Raw genomic sequence first — 20,430 nt, forward strand, 5'->3', positions numbered from 1 at the left:
ATCACGTTTTTTATATGACAAACCTCATCATTCGAAATGGATTTAAAAAATACCCATAAAAGTAAAATTAACGAGTATAAATTGTCAACAGACGTATTTATCGCTCAAATAGACAACTTTACAGCTTCTACAGACACGATTCTAAAAGGAATTGACAAGCGTTATATACAATTCTATTTTTGTACAAAAGGTTCGTTGACATTTAATTTTAATAATGGTATTTATAAAATCAATTTGAACGAAGGAAAAAGTTTTTTGTTTTATTATCCAACATTAGACATTCCATTATCGTTAAATATAAATGCAGAAAGTAAGGTTTATATTGTGGTTTTGTCTATTCAGAAATTACATCAATTGTTTGCAGAATATCAAATTCAGAATAATTTGATTTCGAGCATGACGCAAGAGAAATTTTATATTGAACGCGAAATTGGGCCAGCGATAAAATTAGTTTTGAATCAGATTGAACAAATGAAACTTTCTCCACAATTTCAAAATTTATTTTTGATTGGAAAAATGTACGAATTGTTCACGCTTTATTTTTCTGAAATCGAAAATCAAACTGAGCATTGTCCTTTCTTGAATGATGAAAATGAAGGAAAACGAATCAAAGAAATCAAAGATTATTTATTAGCTGATTTTAAAAATCCTCCAACCATCAAACAACTTTGCGAAAAATTTTCGATCTCGGAATATCATCTGAAAGAAGGTTTCAAAGAACTTTATGGAACAACTGTTTATGGTTATTTATTGGATAAAAAACTGGAATATGCGTTGCATAAATTAGAAGAAAATCAACAAATGGTAAAAGATATCTCGTTTGAAATTGGTTACGAAAATCCATCTCATTTTATATCAGCATTTAAGAAAAAATACGGCTTGACACCTAAACAATACATTAAACAATTTCAGTAAAAACTTTAATAATTGTTAATCTTAATATCATTTATTAACTACTTATAAATACTTACTTTTGTTAAATATTTATAAATAGTTATGCAAAAATTTTTACTTCTTTTATTTCCTTTTGCCGCTTTTGCGCAACAACCCGACTATTATGAAGGGATTGATTTTAAACAAAATGGAAAAACGATAAAGGAAGAATTACGCGATTTAATCAATGCTACGCATCATGCAGTTAGCTATACGCCTGGAGTTTGGAATATTTTAATGAAATCAGATTTAGAGATTGGTTCTAAAGACAGAGTTTTATTGATTTATGGTTTTACTGATAATTCTACTGTTTATGCTGAACAGCGCACACGCGATGTCAACAATAGAAATACGGGTTCTTCGGCTCCCGGTACTTGGGAACGCGAACACGTTTTTCCGAAATCATTGGCAAGTCCAAAAATGAATGAGCAAATTCCTGGTATAGGCACTGATGCGCACAATTTACGTGCAGTTGATAGACAATTAAATTCGACAAGAGGTAACAATGCTTATCGTGAAAAATGGGCGCAGGATGTGACAGGACAAGCTAAATTGATCAATGGAGGTTTTTATCCTGGTGATGAATGGACGGGAGATGTGGCGCGAATTATTATGTATATGTATGTACATTATGGGTTAGAAACCGATCCTCAATTGGTTGCGTATAACAATACCACGACAAACAAAGAAGATAGAATGCCTGATATGTTTTTGAAATGGAATGTACAGGATAAAGTATCTGAATTCGAGAAAGTGCGAAACGAAATTATTGCCGAAACGCAAGGAAGTCGAAATCCATTTATTGATAATCCGTATTTAGCAACGTTAATTTGGGGCGGAGATAAAGCTGAAAATACATGGGCTGAATTATCTGCGAACGATTACAATTATCAACAAACGCTTGTAGAAGTTTTTCCTAATCCAACAACAGACAAAGTAAAGATTAATGCTAAGAATTTTGATTATGTGAATTTATATGATTTTAACGGTCGTTTACTTGGAATTGAATTAGGTTCGGAAGTTAATTTGAAAAATTATCCAGCTGGAATGTATATTTTATCTATTCACCTAAAAGATGGAAACATCGTCACAAAAAAAGTGATTAAAAAATAATTTTAAACAAAAAATTCCAACTCTAAGAGTTGGAATTTTTTGTTTATTCATTTTAACAACCTTCATTATACATTACATCGAAAGAAACTACTTTATCATTCACTAAATAAAATTGTAGAATCGATCCATTATCATAATCTTCAACATTAAAATAACGAAAAGCTTTTGTTCTTTTATCCGTTTTATCATCATAACCATCGAAAATAGAAATATTCAGATTTTTATATTTATTAATTAACTCATCCAAAGATGAGCCAATTTTAATTCCAGATAATGTTTTAAGACTAGAATCCGAAGACTTTACACTATATACAGTTAAAGTAGAAGAACCTGCTGTCTCCTCACCATTTGTTGTCAATCCAACTTTATATGTTACTCCTTTAGAGACAATTGTTACATCACCATCAGGATAACCATATTCATTCAATTTTATTTTGAATTTTTGTCCAGTTAATTTTTCTAATTCAGACAATTTCATTCCAAGTTTTACGTCATTAATACGAGTTGTAGAAACTTGCGCTTGCAAAGCTATTCCAGCTACAAAAGCAGCTATAAAAAATATTTTTTTCATTTTTATGTATTTAGGTTTTAATCATTATTTTAAAGTGTACATTCTTCTGGGTTATAAGAACTCAATCTTATTGTTGTTACAATTTCATTTTTCAAAGAAAAAGTCAATATAACACCATTTTCTCTATCATCAATTCTAAATTCTCTGTTATTATTATTCGATTTATCCAAAAACACATTATATTTTGACGAATAAGCTTTCCACAAATCCTCCAACGTACTACCAATTCCAATTCCAGACAAAGTTTTGATATTTTTACTTGTTGTAGAAATAGAACTTAAATAGGTGTCATTTTCTGTTTTACTCAAATAACCACTTCTTATTTCGATTGTATAATCAATCCCTTTTAGGGTGACATTCGTTTCTCCTTCATCAACAATTGCAGCAATTTCTTCACCTAACAATTTCAACACTTCGAACGGACGCATACCAATTTTCAGTTCATTCATTCGTGTTGTAGAAATCTGACCAAATCCAACAACCGAAAGCAAGAAAAATCCTAATAAAGTTATTTTAATCCTCATAAATATTATTGTTTAAATATCCCGATTCATTCGACAAAACCATTTTTACGACTTTATTATTTTTCAAATAAAAATTTAATGTACATCCATTATCAGGATCATTTATTGAAAAAGCTCTAACCGATTTTGTCTCATCATCTTCAAAAATATCTTGCACCGAAATATCATATTTTTTGTATGCTTTCCATAAATCATCCAACGAACTTCCAATTTTTATTCCTGATAAAGTCGAGAGTTTAGAGCTGACAGACGAAACCGTATAGACTTCAAATTGTTTTGTTTTCAAATTTTTATAGTACGAAATATGATATTTAATTCCATTCAACTCAATGTCCTGTTCAGGCATTTCTGCATTATTTACATCATAAAGAGCTAATTGATTTGGTGTTAAAGCTGCAACTTGTTTTTGCTTCATTTCGTACGAAATATCTCCAAATTTGGAAGTCGTTACTTTTTGAGCAAACATTATCGAAGTGAATAGCAAGAAGCACCCTAAAATTGAAAAAAATCGACTAAGCATAAGCATTAATTTGAGCAATATGTTTTACAATTTTTCCATTATCCAAAACCCAAAGTGCATCATAAACACCAGCTCCATCGCTATATGTACCGAACAAATAATATTGATTTAACTCTTTATTGTAAGTAAGTTTTGTTGCTGATAAATTCGCATTATATAAATTGATAAAATATTCTTTTGGAATGATAATTTCTTTTCCTTTGAATGATATTTTAAACGATTTGAATTCTGTTTGAGGAATCATTCCATCCGAACCAAAAAAATCTTTTTCATCAATCGCATAAACAAAATCACTTTCCTTGAAAATTTTATGTTTTTTCGAATTAAATTCTTTCGTTTCGAGCTGAATGGTATAATCAGCAACCGAAAATTCTATTTTAGAATCATTGACTGAAGTTGGTGAAATAGTTTCAAAATCTTCTAACTTTTTGATTCGATCATAGTAAACATAACCAGCTTTTTCAGGTTGATATTCAACTAAATACCATTTCAAGTTTTCTTCATCAGAATCAATTGGATAAATTGAATTTGAATTGACTTTAGCAACAATTTTAGACGAAATATTTTTATCATCTCGCACATTTGCAAAACCATCTTTATCTTGCACAATCCCAAATTGAGCTTGCACAAAATAGACTAAAAAAGTAGTAAGAATGAATAAACTTTTTTTCATTTTTTGATTCGATTTTCTTGAAGTAAAGCTAACAAAATCTAAACCAAAAATTTTCACGAATTATAGTGATTTTACAAAATCAATATTTCTTTTCAAACCATCAAATTTTGTACGTTTTACAGGCGATTTCTTAAAAATTTCTCGAAAAACATCCTCTGTAATTTCTTCCCAATCTTTCTTCGAGAATTGATTAATTTTTTCGTTACCAACAAAACGAGTTTCTTTCGTTTGCAACGAAAAACGATTCCACGGACAAACTTCTTGACAAACATCACAACCAAAAATCCAATCATCAAATTTCCCTTTCATTTCGGTCGGAATTTGATCTTTCAATTCAATTGTAAAATACGAAATACACTGACTTCCGTTCACTGTTTTATTGGGTAAGATTGCCTCAGTTGGGCAAGCATCAATACAACGCGTACATTTTCCACAATGATCTGTTTCGATTGGAGAATCATAGGCTAAATCCAAATCAATAATTAATTCGGATAAAAAGAAAAACGAACCTTTTTGTTTAGATAACGTCAACGAATTTTTTCCAACCCAACCAATTCCAGCTTTTTTCGCCCATGCATGTTCCAGAATTGGTGCTGAATCGGTAAAAGCTCTTCCGCTCACCTCCCCTATTTCTTCTTGAATAAAATCTAACAACTCGCGCACTTTTTCCTTCACGACAAAATGATAATCTTCGCCTTGCGCATACATCGCAACTTTGTAAGAATTAGGATTTCGATCTAAATCTTGGTAATAATTATACGCCAACGAAATCACAGATTTTGCTCCTTCGACCAAAATTCGAGGATCCAGTCGCATATCGAAATGATTTTCCATATACTGCATTTCTCCATGATAATTATTCTTTAACCAAGACTCTAAACGTGGAGCTTCCTCTTCCAAAAAATCTGCTTTGGCAATACCACACGAAATAAATCCCAATGCTTCAGCTTTTTCTTTGATTCGATGGGACCATTTTATTTTGATATGTTCTTCTGTTTGAAGGAGCATTAGTTAATTCGTAATTATGAATTTATAATTATTATATCGACGAAATTAAATTTTGTCATTCTGAATGAAACATTAGTGAAATGAAGAATCTTAGATTCCTCCTAACATCGGAATGATATTGTCATGTTGAACTCGTTTCAACATCACATCTTATTTAATTTTTCCTAAATTGAGATTAACGATTTTCAGGTAAAATATCTTTAAATTCTCAAATTCTGTTAGATTAACTTTTTTAACACAATTTGCGTAGATGCAGTATATTTAGATAAATATTTATTTGGTCGAATAGGTCTTGGAGTAAAATTACCGCCACAATTCGGACAAACATTTTCCAAAATATTATCAACGCAATCTTTGCAAAAAGTACATTCAAATGTACAAATCATCGCTTCTGTTGAATTTGGCAATAAATTCTTTCCACAATTTTCGCAATTAGGTCTTAATTCTAACATAAAATATTTTTAATGATAAATACTATTCTCTTTTTAGATTCCTCCTAACGTCGGAATGACAACGAACTTAGAACTTAGAACTTAGAACTTAGAACTTAGAACTTAGAACTTAGAACTTAGAACTTAGAACAAAATTACAAATCAAACAAATCGGTTTGAGGTGAATTTTCTCCACGATATTTTACACCAATATGTTTGAAAGCTTTTTCTGTTGCCACACGTCCACGAGCAGTACGCATCAAATAACCTTCTTGAATGAGATACGGTTCATAAACTTCTTCTAATGTTCCACCATTTTCTCCAACTGCTGTTGCTAAAGTTGTAATTCCGACTGGTCCACCTTTAAATTTTTCAATAATTGTTGATAAAATTCTGTTATCCATTTCATCTAAACCATTATCATCAACTTTTAGAGCTTTTAAAGAAAATTCAGCAATTGATAAATCAATTTTTCCATTTCCTTTAATTTGTGCAAAATCTCGAGTCCTTCTCAATAAAGCATTTGCTATACGAGGAGTTCCACGACTACGACCTGCAATTTCTATCGCCGCTCTTTCGTCAATTGGTGTGTCTAAAATACGAGAAGATCGCTCAACAATCGTACTTAATAATTCAACATTATAATATTCGAAACGGAAATTAATTCCAAAACGAGCACGAAGCGGCGCAGTTAATAAACCAGAACGCGTTGTTGCACCAATTAATGTAAAAGGATTCAAACCAATTTGAACCGAACGTGCATTTGGTCCAGATTCGATCATAATATCAATCTTAAAATCTTCCATTGCCGAATACAAATATTCTTCGATAACGGGAGACATACGATGGATTTCATCAATAAAAAGCACATCATTTTCTTCCAAATTCGTCAATAAACCAGCTAAATCACTCGGTTTATCGAGAACTGGTCCAGATGTAATTTTGATTCCTACACCTAATTCATTCGCAATAATATTTGCCAATGTCGTTTTTCCCAAACCTGGAGGTCCATGCAACAAAACGTGATCCAACGCTTCGCCTCGAAGTTTAGACGCCTTTACGAAAACTTCTAGATTCTCGAGAATATGCGCTTGCCCAGCAAAATCATCAAAACTTTGCGGACGAACAGTATTTTCGTGATTTAGATCGTCGTCTGGATAAAATTCTTTATCAGGATTTAATAAATCTGACATAAAATGATGATATAAATTATAATGATGATATTACGAAGGACAAATTAAATTATCCTCCGTACTTTTACACCTACAAAGAACGCAATATTTTTTTAGATAAAAAGAATTATGAGCAAAGGAATATTATTAGTGAATTTAGGTTCGCCCGATTCTACCAATGTTGAAGACGTAAGAACTTATTTACGCGAATTTTTAATGGATAAGAAAGTTTTAGATTCTCCTTGGATTATTCGTAAAACTGTTGTTGAATTATTTATTTTACCAAAAAGACCAGAAAAATCTGCTGAAGCTTACCGAAAAATTTGGACAAAAGAAGGTTCTCCTTTGATTGTTTACTCTAAAATTTTGAGAGATATGGTACAAAAACAAATGGATATTCCAGTTGTTTTGGCAATGCGTTACAAAAACCCTTCAATAGAAGCTGGTTTACAAGAGCTTTATGACAAAGGAGTTCGCGACATTTTGGTTGTTCCTTTGTATCCTCAATACACGATGTCTTCTACAGAAACTGTTGCGGATAAAGTGCTTGAAATTCAGAAAAAAAGCTACAAAGATACCAACATTAATTTCTTGAAAGCTTTTTACAATCATCCAGATTATATCAAAGTTTTAGCTGAATCAATCAAAGAAAAATTACCTGAGAATTTTGATAAATTATTGTTTTCTTATCACGGAATTCCAGAACGTCACGATAATAAAGCACTTCGTGCTGCAAAAGTGAGCAAATTACCTATTGAAACTTATCGTAATCAATGTTTTGAAACGACACGTTTGGTAACCGAATATTTGCAATTACCAGAAGATAAATATACCACTTCTTTTCAGTCTCGTTTAGGTCGTGATCCTTGGATTAAACCTTATACAGACCACATGTTAGAAGAATTTCCTGCACAAGGCGTTAAGAATTTAGCGGTTTGCACCCCTGCCTTTGTTTCGGATTGTTTGGAGACTTTGGAAGAAATTTCGATGGAAGGACAAGAAGAATTCTTAAAAGCTGGTGGTAAGCAATTTACATACATCCCTTGTTTGAATGATCGTCAAGATTGGGTGGATACATTAGTGAAATGGTTGAAAGGTTGGCAAAATAATTAAGAAAGGTTTTTAGCCTTACAAAATAAATTAGATATCTTTGTTTGGAATTTTTCAATTTTAAACAAAGATATTTTTTTTAAAATGAGACTAATTTTCTCAATTATATTTTTAGTCCTATCACTTTTTAGTTCGGCTCAATTTTTAGATACTAGTGGAAATCTAATTATTGATGGTCGAAAATATCTGAAATCCAAAGTGGATACTACAGGACGAAAATCGGGTTGGGAAATTTATGGTGCAAATACTTTAACCGTTAATCAAAATACCTTTTCCAATTGGATGGCAGGTGGTGAAAATTCGGTTTCACTAAATGCTAAAGCTGATTACGAATTTAATTTCCGAAAAAAGAAACACTTTTGGGACAATCGTTTTATTTTTGAATATGGTTTTTTAGACAATAAAACCAATGGAACGCGTAAAACTGCTGACAATCTAAATATCACAACTTCTTATGGATATTTGATAAAAGAAAAGTGGTACCTAACCTCATCACTTAATATTCGTTCACAGTTTTCTACAGGTTACAATTACGGAACAACTCCAAAAACAAAACTATCAAACTTATTTGCGCCTGCATATGTAACAATTGGGGTCGGTGCGAATTATACGCCAAATTCTAATTTTTCTGTCAGTTTTCAACCTTTAACATCAAGAACAACAATTGTAGCAGACAAAGATTTGCAAAAGAAAGGAACTTATGGTTTACGAAACGATGGAGATACGTTTCTTTTTGAAGTTGGAGCATATTTAGGTGGTCGATACAAAATGAAACTTTTTGATAACGTAACTTACGATAATAATATTGGAATTTTCTCTAATTATTCGAACAAATTTTATAACCTCGATATTGTATATGCTGGATTATTAGACATGAAAATTAATAATTTTATGTCCACACAATTAACCATCAATTTGATTTATGATGAAGATCAAGTTACTCAAACACAATTTAAACAAGCCCTCGGAATTGGCTTAACATATAAAATAGACAGTACTAAGAAAAAAGATAAGAAGAAACGTAGAAAGAAGGAAATTCTCCCATATTTCGATACATCTGGCATTTCCCCAGTCAAATTACCTAGAATAAAACTGGATAAACAAAACTATGATCAAGTTTTTGATAAAAATACAATTGACGAAAAATCAACATATATTAAATCAGAATCCATATTTTTGGAGTAAGTTAATATAAATCAATCAAATCTACATGAAAAAATTTTTATTTGTATTAGCAATTTTAGGAAGTGCTACAACTTTTGCGCAAACAGTAAAAGATGGTAAAGTAGCTACTGATAGCAAGCGTTATTTAAAAGATCAAAAATTTGATGGCCGTCAACCAGGATGGTTCGTTTCGGGAAATAATTCACTTTTATTTTCTCAAAGTGCATTCAGTAATTGGGTTGCGGGAGGTGTAAATTCGTTTGCGCTGAACGGAAGTTTAGATTACGAATTTAACTTGACAAAAGAGAAACATATTTGGGATAATCGTGTTGTTTTAGGATACGGAATCCAGACTAACAAAGGCGAAAGTTCTCGCAAAACAAATGATGTTATCGACTTAACTTCTTCTTATGGTTACAGCATCGGAAATCATTGGTATTTAGCTTCCTCTATGAATTTTCGCACACAATTTACAGATGGTTTTGATTATTCAAGAGATCCAAAAACGAAGATTTCAGCCTTGATGGCTCCAGGTTATTTAAGTTTAGGATTGGGTATTGATTACAAACCAAGCGAAAATTTTCAAATTAATATTCACCCATTTACACCAAGAATGACCTTTGTCTTAGACAAAGATTTACAGAAAAAAGGAAATTTTGGACTTAAAAATGATGGAGACAATACTTTATTTGAATTCGGTGCATATTTAGGTGCGCGATATAAACTACAAATTATGGAAGGAATTTCTTATGATAACCGTGTCGGAATCTATGCAGATTACCTGAAAAATTTCGGAAATATGGACGTTGCTTATCAAGGAATTTTGGATATGAAAGTGAACAAGTTTGTTTCGGCACAAGTAAGTGTCAACCTATTGTATGATGAAGATCAAATCAAAAAAACACAGATTAAACAAACACTTGGAATTGGATTTAATTACAAATTTGATAACACGCCACCAAAAATAGAAGAAGCTCCAGCAATTGCATTTATGCAAGAAGCACCAATTTTCGAAGAAAAAGAAGAAACTGTAGAAGTAGCAACAAATATTCTAAAAAGAGAACCAATTCTTAATGAAACAAAATTAGTCACTCAATAATATTTTTAACCTGCTTTTAATAAGCAGGTTTTTTATTTTTCTTATTTTTATAACTCAATAGAAGAATAAAATGACAAAAAATATTTTCGGCGCACTTTTACCACAAATTTTAATAATTGTTTGGGCAGCTTTCGAGCTTTACCTTGGGTTCAACAACGAACAAAATAACCGCATCATTCTTAGCGCAATCGTGATATTAATCTTCGTTATTTTTACAATTATTACATTACTCAAGGTAATTAAATATCCCAACGACCCAACTTATTTGAAGAAAAAGTAATTTATATAAATGTAATTCTTAAAACTGAACGTTTAACTTTGAGACCAGTCACACTTGATGATACTGAAACAATTCATCAATTATATTCTATCGAAGAAGTTGATTAATACAACACGTAGGAATTCCAGAAAATATAGAGGTTACAATTCTTCATGTAAAAGATTTAGTAAAATCTAATCAAGGAGAACAACCACAAGCTTATACTTTTGTTATCGAAAATGACAATCAATTTGATGGATTAATTTCTTTAAATTTAGGTAGGGCTAAATACAAGAATGCAGAAGTTTGGTTTAAACTTCATCCAGATTTTTGGAACAAAGGAATTGCAACAGAAGCTTTAAGAGAAATTATTTCTTTTGGATTCAATACGTTAAATCTTCATAGAATCGAAGCTGGATGCGCAATTGAAAATATTGGTTCTTACAAAGTTCTTGAAAAAGTTGGAATGATTCGAGAAGCACATACCAGAAAGCTTCTTCCTCTAAAATCTGGTTGGGCAGATAATTATGGCTACGCTATTTTATCGACTGACTTACGATAAAAATTAAGTCATTGCAAACTCATTTTAGAATCATATCTTATTTGATAACAAGTTCAGCTTATCTACAAATTCTCCCTTAAATTTCGTAAACTTGTGTTATAAAACAACAAAAATGAAATTAATCGGTCCTTTCAGACAAATTATAACACTTGCCAATTTACCTTTAAAAGGTGCTATTCACGAAAACCAAGTCGAAGTTCTCGAAGATGGAGGAATTATTATTGATGATGAAACAATTGTAGAAATAGGAAATTTCGAAACGCTTTCTCAACAACATCCAACTATCGAAATTGAACATATCGAAACGGAACAAATTCTTCTTCCTGGATTTGTAGATTCGCATACACACGTTTGTTTTGGAGGAAATCGTGCCAAAGATTTCGCCATGCGTTTGGACGGAAAAACCTATTTAGAAATTGCCGAAAGTGGTGGTGGAATTTGGTCTACTGTGACAGAAACACGTAAGAAAACAGTTGACGAACTGAAAGATATTACGCTAAAACATATTGCCCAATTAGCTAAACAAGGAATCACAACTGCTGAAGTAAAATCTGGTTATGCTCTCTCTGTTGAGGGTGAAATTAAAATGTTAGAAGCGATAAATATGGCGAATCAAGAAAGTGAGATTGATTTGATTCCTACTTTTTTAGGTGCGCATATGAAACCAAAAGATTTTGAAGGTTCGAACAAAGAATATTTAGAACTTTTGGTGAAAGAAGTTTTTCCTAAATTAAAATCTGATGATTTAGCAAATCGTATCGATATTTTTGTGGAACAATCTGCTTTCTCTGTTGAGGAAGGCGATTATTTCTTAAACGAAGCAAAAAATCAAGGTTTTGATATTACGATTCACGCTGATCAATTTACAGCTGGAGGAAGTTATTTAGCTACAAAATTCGATGCTTTGAGTGCAGATCATTTAGAATTTTCAGGAGAAGAAGAAGTGAAAAAACTTGCCAATTCTGATGTTGTTGCAACTGTTTTACCTGGCGCTTCTATCGGTTTGGGAATGCAATATGCACCTGCTCGAAAATTGTTAGATGCTGGTTGTTGCGTTTCGATTGCTTCGGATTGGAATCCTGGCTCAGCTCCAATGGGAAATCTTCTTACACAAGCTTCTGTTTTAGCTACTTTTGAAAAATTATCAATGGCAGAAGTTTTAGCTGCAATTACTTTTCGTGCTGCAAAGGCTTTAAATTTAGTTGATCGTGGAACAATAGAAAAAGGTAAAAAAGCCGATTTTATCAGCTTCTCTACCTTCGATTATCGTAATATTATCTATTATCAAGGACAATTACAACCAACAAATGTGTGGAAAAATGGTGCGTTGATTAATCAATAGTGTAAATATTATCAGGAGTGATGGTGTTTGTCGGCGTGTAAATTAACCAATCGGTAATCATTTCTTGCGGATAAAGACCTTCATCTCCTTCATTCAAACCTTCTACAGCATAAGGACGATTCAAACAAACGCCAAAAATTTCGTTGTTCTCATTGATTCCGTACACATCAAACCAAATGTGTTCCTTATTCATTTCATGATCGACATCAAATCCTAATTTAATTAAAAATCGATAATAATTTTCTTCATCTGCTTCTGGATTAAAATATGTGTTAAATGCTTTTTTATACAATTCAAAACGTTGATAAGCCAAGGCTGACATTCGTTCCGTTTCCTGATCGCTAATAAAGAAAATCGGATTATCTGCAATTGTCGCCGCATAAACTTCTGGTGTCAATGTATGTCCTTCTTGCACCGCTAACAAAACGCCACAAGGTTCATAATTTTCGTTTTCTGGCTGACGTTCATTGTAACCTCCCGGAATTGTTGCAGGATAATCTTTCACAACATCTTCCCAACGTTTCCAACAAAATGTAATATCCAAACCATCATAACCAATATTAAATTCTTCATTTTCTGGCGAACGAAAATCTGGTTTGATAAACGCATTTACAATCATATCCAAAGCCGAATTCATCTGCTCTACTCCATCTTTGATGTTCAACATCTCCAACTCCACAGAACCGCAACGATGCAAACCATGCGTATGCATCCAATACACGCGATCGCCATTTTCATCCTCATCATAAACGCCATGAATCACATATAAATACGAAGGCGCAGGCGGAATTTCTGACTCTGCTGTCACTTTAGCCCATTTACCAGAAAGCAAACGATAAGGCATAAAATCGACAACAATAGACGGGTTTTCAACAATTGCTTGCATAATTTTTAATTGCAAATGAAAACTATCCAATGCATCATTTCCAAAATACATCACAGATTCCAAATAAAAATCTTGTTGCGTTGCAATTTCCATTTCTTCGTCCGAAATCATATTTCCAAAACCAAATTCAGAATAATCGTTACTTCTCGCATCCACAACATACAAATTCACATCAAATTCTTCCTCCAAATAAGACACTACAAGTTGATATTCTTGCTTTACAGCTCCATTTTCGTCTTTATCAATCTCGATAAGATCAAAATTGATTAATTGAAAATAATCGGTTGATTTTAGACTTTTTTCAATTGATTCTCTTGAAAATACAAAATCTTTCGACGAAGGAAAAATTCCCATTGTAGAAGGTAAACTCAATCCATCCTCTGCAATTCCTTTGTACAATTCTTGATTTGTCATAGTTATTTTTAGTTTGTTTTTTGTTAAAGATAAATGTTTTAAGTTCATCAAAATTTTAGCAAAATGTTAAACTTTAAAATGATTAAAGATGATAATTCAGTTCGCATTACGTTAATTTATTGTAATTTTGTTCGCATAATTTTACAATTATGATAGCATCTATGACAGGTTACGGTAAATCCGTATTGGAATTACCTGAGAAAAAAGTAACGATAGAAATCCGTTCTTTAAACAGTAAAACACTAGATTTAAACACGAGAATTCCTTCTTTTTATCGTGAAAAAGAATTAGAAATCAGAAACCTTATTTCAGAAAAAGTTCAACGTGGAAAAGTTGATTTTTCGATGTTAGTAGAGTTAAATCCTGCTGCAAGAAATCAAAATATAAATGCTGAATTAATCAAAAGTTATATGGCAGAATTTAAATCAATCACACCAAATGTGACTGATGGTGAATTATTGCCTGTAGTAATGCGCCTTCCAGACGTTATTTCGTACACGCAAGACGATTTGAGTGAAGACGAATGGAATCAAATTCGCGCAACAATTATTGATGCGATCGACGCATTAAATCAATTTAGATTAGATGAAGGAAAAGTTTTAGAGAAATATTTGACTTTAAACTTGAATAACATTCTTGAGCTTTTAACACAAGTTGTCCCTTTTGAAAAAGAACGAATTGAAACTATAAAAGAACGTTTCAATAAACGTTTAGAAGAATTAAAAGTTGATGTTGATCAAAATCGTTTCGAACAAGAATTAATTTTCTATTTGGAGAAATTTGATATCACAGAAGAAAAAGTTCGTCTAAAAAACCATTGCGAATATTTCTTAAAAGAATTAGCTGGAACTGAATCAAATGGAAAAAAACTAGGATTTATTTCGCAAGAAATTGGTCGTGAAATCAATACATTAGGTTCTAAATCAAATCATTCTGAAATGCAAAAAATTGTTGTTCAGATGAAAGATGAATTAGAAAAAATTAAAGAACAATCGTTAAACATTTTATAATGAAAAAAGGAAAATTAATCGTCTTTTCGGCTCCATCAGGCGCAGGAAAAACAACTTTGGTTCGTTACGCTTTAGAACAATTGGAGAATATCAAATTTTCTATTTCTTGTACAACTAGAGATAAACGCGAAGGTGAAACTCACGGAGAAGACTATTATTTCTTAACACCAGAAGAATTTAAGGCAAAAATTGCAAACGACGAATTCGTAGAGCACGAAGAAGTTTACCGCGATAATTTTTACGGAACTTTAAAATCGGAAGTTGATCGCATTACATCTGAAGGAAATTCTGTAATTTTTGATATTGATGTTATTGGTGCATTGAATATCAAAAAATTGTACGGAGATCAATGTTTAACAGTATTTGTAAATCCTCCATCTTTGGAAATATTGAAAGAACGTTTAATTTCTCGCAACACAGAAAGCGAAGATAAATTGAAACAACGTATTGATAAAGCAGGAATTGAAATGGAAAAAGCTAAAGAGTTTGATATCATTTTATTGAACGACGATTTAGAAACTGCAAAAGCAAAAACCTTAGAAATTATTACAGATTTTATTAAATAATAATTTTTAATCATCATGATATAAATGCCTCGAATAAATAAAATCGAGGCATTTTTGTTATCTTTAGCTTTCGAAAAAATCACTACATAAAATGGAAATAGAAAATAGTTTAGAAATCAACAACGCCAATATTCATTATGTTCACCACGAAATAAATCCAGAAAATCCAACACTTATTTTTTTACACGATTCCTTAGGTTGCACCCAACTTTGGAGAGATTTCCCAAAAGAAGTTGCCGAAAAAACAAATTGTAATTTATTCATCTACGATAGAAAAGGTTATGGAAAATCGTCGCCTTTTACCATTGATCGTCGCGAATTGACTTACATGCATGATGAAGCAGATTTTCTAAATGATTTGGTTCAATATTTCAACTTCAAAGACATTATTTTATTTGGACATAGCGATGGCGGATCGATTGCGTTACTTTATGCTTCGAAATATCATCAAAATTTAAAAGGAATTGTTGTAGTTGGTTCGCACATTATTGTAGAAGAAATTTCTTTACAAGGAATCAGAGATGCAAAAATTGCATATGCAGAAACTAATTTGAAAGAACGTTTGACAAAATATCATGGCGATAAAACGCAGAAAGTTTTTGAGATGTGGACAGAAACTTGGTTACGCCCAGATTTTATTGATTTTGATATTCGAAAAGAATTGCAAAACATCGAATGTCCAACTTTGGTTATTCAAGGAATTGATGATGAATATGGTTCGATTGAGCAAGTAAATGGAATTATCAACAATGTAAAAGGAAGAAAAGAAAGTTATCTTGTTCCTGATGCAAAACATACACCTTACAAAGAGAATAGGACGCCGACTTTGGCAAAAACAGTTGAGTTTATTGATTCGTTATAACGAATCAATAAACCTAAATATTACCATTTTACTCAATTTTTTCTCCTACGTTTAATCCATTTATAAACTTCAAACCACAATACAGATAACATTGCTACAAGCATCGCCATTCCTAATTCTTTTAGATTCAACGAAGAAACTTTAAAAAATAAAGAAATTGGCTTTATATACAGTATTGCAAAAAGTATAAGCAATGTAAGAATTATAACGCCAACCATTAAATTATTTTTATTTTTAAAACTTGACCACAAGCTATAATAAAACGATCTATTCGTTAAACTTAACCAAACATTTGAGAAAATCAACGTTGTAAAAACCATTGCTCGGGTTTTCTCTTCATTTCCGCCTAACTGATAAGTGTATTGATAAACAAAAAGCAATCCTAATGTGATGATAATTCCTTGAATAATACTTGTTGAAAGTTCTTTCCAATTCAGAAAAGTTTCCGTCATAGGACGAGGTTTTTCGTTCATAGAATTTTTCTCTAAAGGCTCGTTTTCATACACAATAGAACAGGTTGGTCCCATTACCAATTCTAAGAAAATAACATGAACCGGTGTGAAAATTTGCGGAAAAGCCCAACCTAAAAACAACGGCAATGAAACAATTAATATAATTGGAATATGAATCGAGATAATGTATTGAACAGCTTTTTTAAGATTCGTATAAATGCGTCTTCCAGCAGCTATTCCGATAACTAATTTTCCTAAATCATCATTTGTTAAAATTAATTGCGCAGCTTGTTTGGCTATTTCAGTTCCTTTTTCGCCCATTGCAACACCAATGTGTGCGGCTTTCAATGCTGGTCCATCGTTTACTCCGTCGCCCAACATTGCAACTACTTCTCCATCCTCTTTCAAAGCTTTCACGACGGCTAATTTTGCTTCGGGAAACATTCGTGCAAATAAGACTTTTTCGTCGGCTGCTTTTAATAATTCTTTTTCAGAAAGTTGTGTAATTTCACTTCCTGTAATACTATCTTCAGCATGAATAATTCCTGCCTGATTCGCAATACTCATCGTAGTTTCGGCATTATCGCCTGTAATTACTTTTACTTTTATTCCGGCATTATATATTTTCTCGAAAACCTCATTTATTCCCTTTTTAGGCGGATCATAAAAGACAACAAAACCTAACAATTCAAAAGGTAAATCTTGTTGTTGTTTTGGAAAATCGTTTGAATTAAAAGTAGATTTTGCAACACCCAAAAGTCGGAAACCTTTTGTTCCAAAATCGCGAATAACGTTTCGTAAATGATCTTTTTGTTGATCAGAAAGATTCGAAACTTGTAAAATAGCTTCTGGAGCACCTTTTGCCGCAATTATTCGTTGATTATCTTTATTTTTAAAACAATGCGTCATCATCGGAGGTTTTCCAGATAAAGGATATTCGAAAAACATTTGATATTGATTGCGCTCATCAACCTGTGTTTGTTCGTAAACTCGGTGCAACGTTTTTTCCATTGGATCGAATGGAACAGGTTCACTACTCCACATCGCATATTGTATAATCTTAGAAATTTCGACATCATTGAATTGAATTTCATCAAAAACCGTAGACATTTTTGCATCATAAATCGCTTTCAATTTCATCGAATTTTCGGTAATTGTGCCTGTTTTATCACTACAAATAACAGTTGTGCTTCCTAAAGTTTCGACAACGCTACTCTTTTTTACAATAATTCCTTCGCGTAATAATTTCCATGAACCCAATGCCATAAATGTAGTAAATGCAACTGGTATTTCTTCGGGTAAAATAGACATTGCCAAAGTCAAACCGTTTAATAAACTACTTACAATGTCTTTTGTTTGAAAATAATTGAATCCGCAAACCATTGCAAAAACAATAATTCCAATGATTGCCATTCCTTTCACAAATTTTTCTATCTGCAATTGCAAAGGCGATTTTTCTTCTTTTATAGATAAAATTGACGTTCCTATTTTTCCCAACTTCGTTTCTGCTCCAATGGCTGTCACTTCAAAAATAGCCAAACCAGAAACTGTCAAAGTTCCACTGTAAATTTCTGGATGATCTATATCTTTAAAAACTGACATACTTTCGCCTGTTAAAGCCGATTCATTCACCGAAAAATCATTACTATGAACAATATTTCCATCCGCATTAATCATTTTTCCTTCTTCCGTAATACACAAATCACCAATTGTAATTTCGTGTGTTGGTATCTCAACTAATCGTCCATTACGAATAACTGAACTCAAAGGTTCGTTCAACTTTTCTAACTCTTGCAGAGCTTTTTGATTACGAGAACCTTGGTAAAATGAAATTCCTGTCACAGCAACAATAGCCACAAACATAAATGCAGCTTCGCCCAAATCACCAACCAACACATAAATAATTGATACAGCAATCAAAATTAGCGTCATTGGTTCTTTTAGAATATCAAATAATAAACTATACCAAGCAGAATTCTGTTCACCCTTTATAGCATTATCTCCGTATTGTTGTTGAGCTTTTTTGACTTCAGAATCAGATAACCCTTTTAAATTTTCAGGAATTTTTATAGACATTATTTCAATCGATTAGTGTTTACTAAAGTTACAGCTAAATCCAATTAAAAAATAGTTTAATACTTGATTATATCCTATTTAGATTTGATTTCAATTAAAACAAAAAAATCATTTCTTTCGAAATGATTTTTGCTCTATTATTAAGGAATTAATTTTCGAATGCATCGCAGTTTATGCGAATATTTTTGAGAATCGGTATTGAAAATTCCATTTGTATCGATTGGATCAATTCTAACTTTTCCGTGTGCGTGCAAAATTTTTCCATTGCCACACATAATTCCGACATGAATAATTAGACCTTCTGCATTATCAAAAAAAGCTAAATCACCTGGTTCTGCTTCTTCTACAAAACTCAAAACTTCACCCATTTCCGCTTGTTGATAAGCATCTCTTGGAATTTTATAGCCACCTATTTTGTACACTTGTTGCGTTAAACCAGAACAATCAATACCGAACGAAGATTTTCCTCCCCACAAATAAGGTACATTTAGATAGGCTTTTGCAATTTCTACCAATTGATCTTTTGATTTTTTACCAGACGTATATACCCCAAAATATTCAAAACATTTTGGACCAATTTTGATTTTACTTTCATTCAAAGTACGAACCTCAGCTCCAATTGTCAACGTCATTGGCAAGCCATTTTCCATCGCATGATTATACGGATTAATTGCAAATTTCTCGATCGAATCTTTATTATATTCTTCTTCCGAAATTTCTACAATTTGTTTTGGATCTAGCCAACCTTCGTAACCATCAAAAGCTAACTGAACTTTAGTCCATTTTTCTAATTCTTCTAAAATAATCAACTTTTCTCCAAACAAAACCTGACTCACCATTTCTGATGAATCTCTTGCTTCGTAGCGCAATGGCGCAACACTTACTTGACAAATGGCGTACTTCATTATTTTTTTCGAATTAACGTAATTCCGTCACGAATTGGTAAAATTATCGACTCTACTCGTTTGTCTTTCGTTACCATTTCATTAAATTCTTTCAAAATTTTTGTCGAAGGATCTTTTTTATCTTCCTCTTCCATCATTACTTTTCCGTACCACAAAACATTGTCAACTAACATGGTTCCTCCTGGACGTAAAAGTTCTAAAACTTTTTCAAAATAATAAGGATAACTCTCTTTATCAGCATCAATAAAAGCTAAATCTACAGAATTTTTCTCGATTGTTTCTAATTCTTCGCGTGCATCATTGATTCTAAAATCAATTTTTGAAGCAAATTCAGATTCATCAAAATATTTTCTGCACAAATATTCCAATTCATCATTTTTATCCATCGTAATGATTTTTCCATCAGCAATCAAACCTTCTGCCAAACACAATGTTGCGTAACCTGTAAAAGTTCCTAACTCTAAAATAGTTTTTGGGGCTAAAATCTTTGACAAAATACTTAACAAACGACCTTGATATTCTCCCGAAATCATGTGTGGCTGCGTTGTACATTGATAAGTTTCAACACGTAAACGGCTCAAGATTTCAGGTTCTTGATCCACATGATGATCTAAATACGATTCTAAAACTGGTGAAATTTTTATCATACCTTTAAAAAGTCAACAAAATTACAAAAAATGCATTGAATATCGGCTATATAAAGGAAATTTAGAAGAGAAAATTTATCCAAAATAATCAAACCAAAAAAGCATTACTTTTTGGGTAATGCTTTTTGTTT

Annotated in this window: 20 protein-coding genes and 1 pseudogene; 10 read left to right on the forward strand and 11 right to left on the reverse strand. The window is 32.0% G+C overall.

Translation table 11 applies throughout. From position 1 onward, the window contains the following. Window positions 1–36: 36 nt before the first annotated feature. Together B3792_RS09490 and B3792_RS09495 are read left to right on the forward strand one after the other, a co-directional pair. The gene (locus tag B3792_RS09490; RefSeq protein ID WP_286478751.1) at window positions 37–915 is read left to right on the forward strand and encodes a helix-turn-helix domain-containing protein; all 879 of its coding nucleotides are present in this window, start codon (window positions 37–39) and stop codon (window positions 913–915) included. A gap of 81 nt (window positions 916–996) precedes the next feature. Further along, window positions 997–2,046, forward strand: coding sequence for an endonuclease (locus B3792_RS09495; RefSeq protein ID WP_291069472.1), 1,050 nt, complete (start codon window positions 997–999; stop codon window positions 2,044–2,046). Between the two features lie 52 nt (window positions 2,047–2,098). Here B3792_RS09495 and B3792_RS09500 read toward each other — a convergent pair whose 3' ends face one another. The 7 genes from B3792_RS09500 to ruvB all read right to left on the reverse strand — a co-directional run bounded on the left by B3792_RS09500 (window position 2,099) and on the right by ruvB (window position 6,966). Continuing rightward, window positions 2,099–2,617, reverse strand: coding sequence for a hypothetical protein (locus tag B3792_RS09500; protein ID WP_052217554.1), 519 nt, complete (start codon window positions 2,615–2,617; stop codon window positions 2,099–2,101). 29 nt (window positions 2,618–2,646) lie between these two features. After that, entirely contained in the window at window positions 2,647–3,141 is a 495-nt protein-coding gene (locus B3792_RS09505; RefSeq protein ID WP_038332097.1) for a hypothetical protein, read from the reverse strand. Continuing rightward, the gene (locus tag B3792_RS09510; protein WP_291069474.1) at window positions 3,131–3,607 is read right to left on the reverse strand and encodes a hypothetical protein; all 477 of its coding nucleotides are present in this window, start codon (window positions 3,605–3,607) and stop codon (window positions 3,131–3,133) included. The genes B3792_RS09505 and B3792_RS09510 overlap by 11 nt, the downstream gene beginning before the upstream one ends. A gap of 46 nt (window positions 3,608–3,653) precedes the next feature. Further along, entirely contained in the window at window positions 3,654–4,334 is a 681-nt protein-coding gene (locus tag B3792_RS09515; RefSeq protein ID WP_221854356.1) for a hypothetical protein, read from the reverse strand. A 60-nt stretch (window positions 4,335–4,394) separates the two neighbouring features. Next, window positions 4,395–5,342: a tRNA epoxyqueuosine(34) reductase QueG gene (gene queG / locus B3792_RS09520; RefSeq protein WP_221854355.1), complete on the reverse strand. Its 948-nt coding sequence runs from the start codon at window positions 5,340–5,342 to the stop codon at window positions 4,395–4,397. A gap of 218 nt (window positions 5,343–5,560) precedes the next feature. Next, entirely contained in the window at window positions 5,561–5,794 is a 234-nt protein-coding gene (locus B3792_RS09525; protein WP_291069477.1) for a DUF1272 domain-containing protein, read from the reverse strand. Window positions 5,795–5,928: 134 nt separating this feature from the next. Continuing rightward, window positions 5,929–6,966: a Holliday junction branch migration DNA helicase RuvB gene (ruvB, locus tag B3792_RS09530; RefSeq protein ID WP_038332085.1), complete on the reverse strand. Its 1,038-nt coding sequence runs from the start codon at window positions 6,964–6,966 to the stop codon at window positions 5,929–5,931. A 108-nt stretch (window positions 6,967–7,074) separates the two neighbouring features. Between ruvB and hemH the strand changes: the two genes are divergently transcribed. From hemH to hutI, 5 genes and pseudogenes are all read left to right on the forward strand, one after another. Next, window positions 7,075–8,058 (forward strand): ferrochelatase, encoded by a 984-nt coding sequence (gene hemH, locus B3792_RS09535; RefSeq protein WP_291069479.1) that lies wholly within the window; start codon window positions 7,075–7,077, stop codon window positions 8,056–8,058. 81 nt (window positions 8,059–8,139) lie between these two features. Beyond that, on the forward strand, window positions 8,140–9,240 hold the full coding sequence (locus B3792_RS09540; RefSeq protein ID WP_286494668.1) for a DUF3078 domain-containing protein: 1,101 nt from the start codon (window positions 8,140–8,142) through the stop codon (window positions 9,238–9,240). A gap of 25 nt (window positions 9,241–9,265) precedes the next feature. Beyond that, complete coding sequence (locus tag B3792_RS09545; RefSeq protein ID WP_286494669.1) at window positions 9,266–10,318, forward strand: DUF3078 domain-containing protein; 1,053 nt, start codon at window positions 9,266–9,268, stop codon at window positions 10,316–10,318. Between the two features lie 491 nt (window positions 10,319–10,809). Next, window positions 10,810–11,040, forward strand: a pseudogene (locus tag B3792_RS14090) (GNAT family N-acetyltransferase); the annotation flags it as partial. A gap of 211 nt (window positions 11,041–11,251) precedes the next feature. Then, window positions 11,252–12,481: an imidazolonepropionase gene (hutI, locus tag B3792_RS09555; RefSeq protein ID WP_291069481.1), complete on the forward strand. Its 1,230-nt coding sequence runs from the start codon at window positions 11,252–11,254 to the stop codon at window positions 12,479–12,481. On the opposite strand, the gene B3792_RS09560 is transcribed toward hutI, so the two are convergent. Then, window positions 12,471–13,781 (reverse strand): DUF4026 domain-containing protein, encoded by a 1,311-nt coding sequence (locus B3792_RS09560; protein ID WP_038332152.1) that lies wholly within the window; start codon window positions 13,779–13,781, stop codon window positions 12,471–12,473. The two genes, hutI and B3792_RS09560, sit on opposite strands and share 11 nt — an antisense overlap. A 149-nt stretch (window positions 13,782–13,930) precedes the next feature. Between B3792_RS09560 and B3792_RS09565 the strand changes: the two genes are divergently transcribed. The 3 genes from B3792_RS09565 (at window position 13,931) to B3792_RS09575 (ending at window position 16,219) form a co-directional block, all read left to right on the forward strand. Beyond that, a complete protein-coding gene (locus tag B3792_RS09565; RefSeq protein ID WP_236688172.1) occupies window positions 13,931–14,791 on the forward strand; it encodes a YicC/YloC family endoribonuclease in 861 nt (286 codons plus the stop codon). Continuing rightward, window positions 14,791–15,357, forward strand: coding sequence for a guanylate kinase (gene gmk, locus B3792_RS09570; protein WP_221854349.1), 567 nt, complete (start codon window positions 14,791–14,793; stop codon window positions 15,355–15,357). Before B3792_RS09565 ends, gmk begins: the two co-directional genes overlap by 1 nt. A gap of 91 nt (window positions 15,358–15,448) precedes the next feature. After that, complete coding sequence (locus tag B3792_RS09575; RefSeq protein ID WP_221854348.1) at window positions 15,449–16,219, forward strand: alpha/beta fold hydrolase; 771 nt, start codon at window positions 15,449–15,451, stop codon at window positions 16,217–16,219. Between the two features lie 32 nt (window positions 16,220–16,251). Here B3792_RS09575 and B3792_RS09580 read toward each other — a convergent pair whose 3' ends face one another. The 3 genes from B3792_RS09580 to B3792_RS09590 form a co-directional block, all read right to left on the reverse strand. Next, window positions 16,252–18,747, reverse strand: a complete 2,496-nt coding sequence (locus B3792_RS09580; RefSeq protein WP_291065316.1) for a cation-translocating P-type ATPase — start codon at window positions 18,745–18,747, stop codon at window positions 16,252–16,254. 140 nt (window positions 18,748–18,887) lie between these two features. Then, window positions 18,888–19,652 carry a C40 family peptidase gene (locus tag B3792_RS09585; protein WP_219033619.1) on the reverse strand — a complete coding sequence of 255 codons (765 nt, stop codon included), beginning with the start codon at window positions 19,650–19,652 and terminating at the stop codon, window positions 18,888–18,890. Beyond that, entirely contained in the window at window positions 19,652–20,299 is a 648-nt protein-coding gene (locus tag B3792_RS09590) for an O-methyltransferase (protein WP_286494672.1), read from the reverse strand. Before B3792_RS09590 ends, B3792_RS09585 begins: the two co-directional genes overlap by 1 nt. Window positions 20,300–20,430 lie beyond the last annotated feature (131 nt).

The organism is Empedobacter sp. UBA5924, from assembly GCF_002431085.1.
GTDB lineage: Bacteria > Bacteroidota > Bacteroidia > Flavobacteriales > Weeksellaceae > Empedobacter > Empedobacter falsenii_B.

What these genes read in the sequence shown, in the direction of transcription:
- B3792_RS09490 (WP_286478751.1), top strand. Translation starts at nt 37, where the DNA reads ATGGATTTAAAAAATACCCATAAAAGTAAAATTAACGAGTATAAATTG.
- B3792_RS09495 (WP_291069472.1), top strand. Translation starts at nt 997, where the DNA reads ATGCAAAAATTTTTACTTCTTTTATTTCCTTTTGCCGCTTTTGCGCAA.
- B3792_RS09500 (WP_052217554.1), bottom strand. Translation starts at nt 2,617, where the DNA reads ATGAAAAAAATATTTTTTATAGCTGCTTTTGTAGCTGGAATAGCTTTG.
- B3792_RS09505 (WP_038332097.1), bottom strand. Translation starts at nt 3,141, where the DNA reads ATGAGGATTAAAATAACTTTATTAGGATTTTTCTTGCTTTCGGTTGTT.
- B3792_RS09510 (WP_291069474.1), bottom strand. Translation starts at nt 3,607, where the DNA reads ATGTTTGCTCAAAAAGTAACGACTTCCAAATTTGGAGATATTTCGTAC.
- B3792_RS09515 (WP_221854356.1), bottom strand. Translation starts at nt 4,334, where the DNA reads ATGAAAAAAAGTTTATTCATTCTTACTACTTTTTTAGTCTATTTTGTG.
- queG (WP_221854355.1), bottom strand. Translation starts at nt 5,342, where the DNA reads ATGCTCCTTCAAACAGAAGAACATATCAAAATAAAATGGTCCCATCGA.
- B3792_RS09525 (WP_291069477.1), bottom strand. Translation starts at nt 5,794, where the DNA reads ATGTTAGAATTAAGACCTAATTGCGAAAATTGTGGAAAGAATTTATTG.
- ruvB (WP_038332085.1), bottom strand. Translation starts at nt 6,966, where the DNA reads ATGTCAGATTTATTAAATCCTGATAAAGAATTTTATCCAGACGACGAT.
- hemH (WP_291069479.1), top strand. Translation starts at nt 7,075, where the DNA reads ATGAGCAAAGGAATATTATTAGTGAATTTAGGTTCGCCCGATTCTACC.
- B3792_RS09540 (WP_286494668.1), top strand. Translation starts at nt 8,140, where the DNA reads ATGAGACTAATTTTCTCAATTATATTTTTAGTCCTATCACTTTTTAGT.
- B3792_RS09545 (WP_286494669.1), top strand. Translation starts at nt 9,266, where the DNA reads ATGAAAAAATTTTTATTTGTATTAGCAATTTTAGGAAGTGCTACAACT.
- hutI (WP_291069481.1), top strand. Translation starts at nt 11,252, where the DNA reads ATGAAATTAATCGGTCCTTTCAGACAAATTATAACACTTGCCAATTTA.
- B3792_RS09560 (WP_038332152.1), bottom strand. Translation starts at nt 13,781, where the DNA reads ATGACAAATCAAGAATTGTACAAAGGAATTGCAGAGGATGGATTGAGT.
- B3792_RS09565 (WP_236688172.1), top strand. Translation starts at nt 13,931, where the DNA reads ATGATAGCATCTATGACAGGTTACGGTAAATCCGTATTGGAATTACCT.
- gmk (WP_221854349.1), top strand. Translation starts at nt 14,791, where the DNA reads ATGAAAAAAGGAAAATTAATCGTCTTTTCGGCTCCATCAGGCGCAGGA.
- B3792_RS09575 (WP_221854348.1), top strand. Translation starts at nt 15,449, where the DNA reads ATGGAAATAGAAAATAGTTTAGAAATCAACAACGCCAATATTCATTAT.
- B3792_RS09580 (WP_291065316.1), bottom strand. Translation starts at nt 18,747, where the DNA reads ATGTCTATAAAAATTCCTGAAAATTTAAAAGGGTTATCTGATTCTGAA.
- B3792_RS09585 (WP_219033619.1), bottom strand. Translation starts at nt 19,652, where the DNA reads ATGAAGTACGCCATTTGTCAAGTAAGTGTTGCGCCATTGCGCTACGAA.
- B3792_RS09590 (WP_286494672.1), bottom strand. Translation starts at nt 20,299, where the DNA reads ATGATAAAAATTTCACCAGTTTTAGAATCGTATTTAGATCATCATGTG.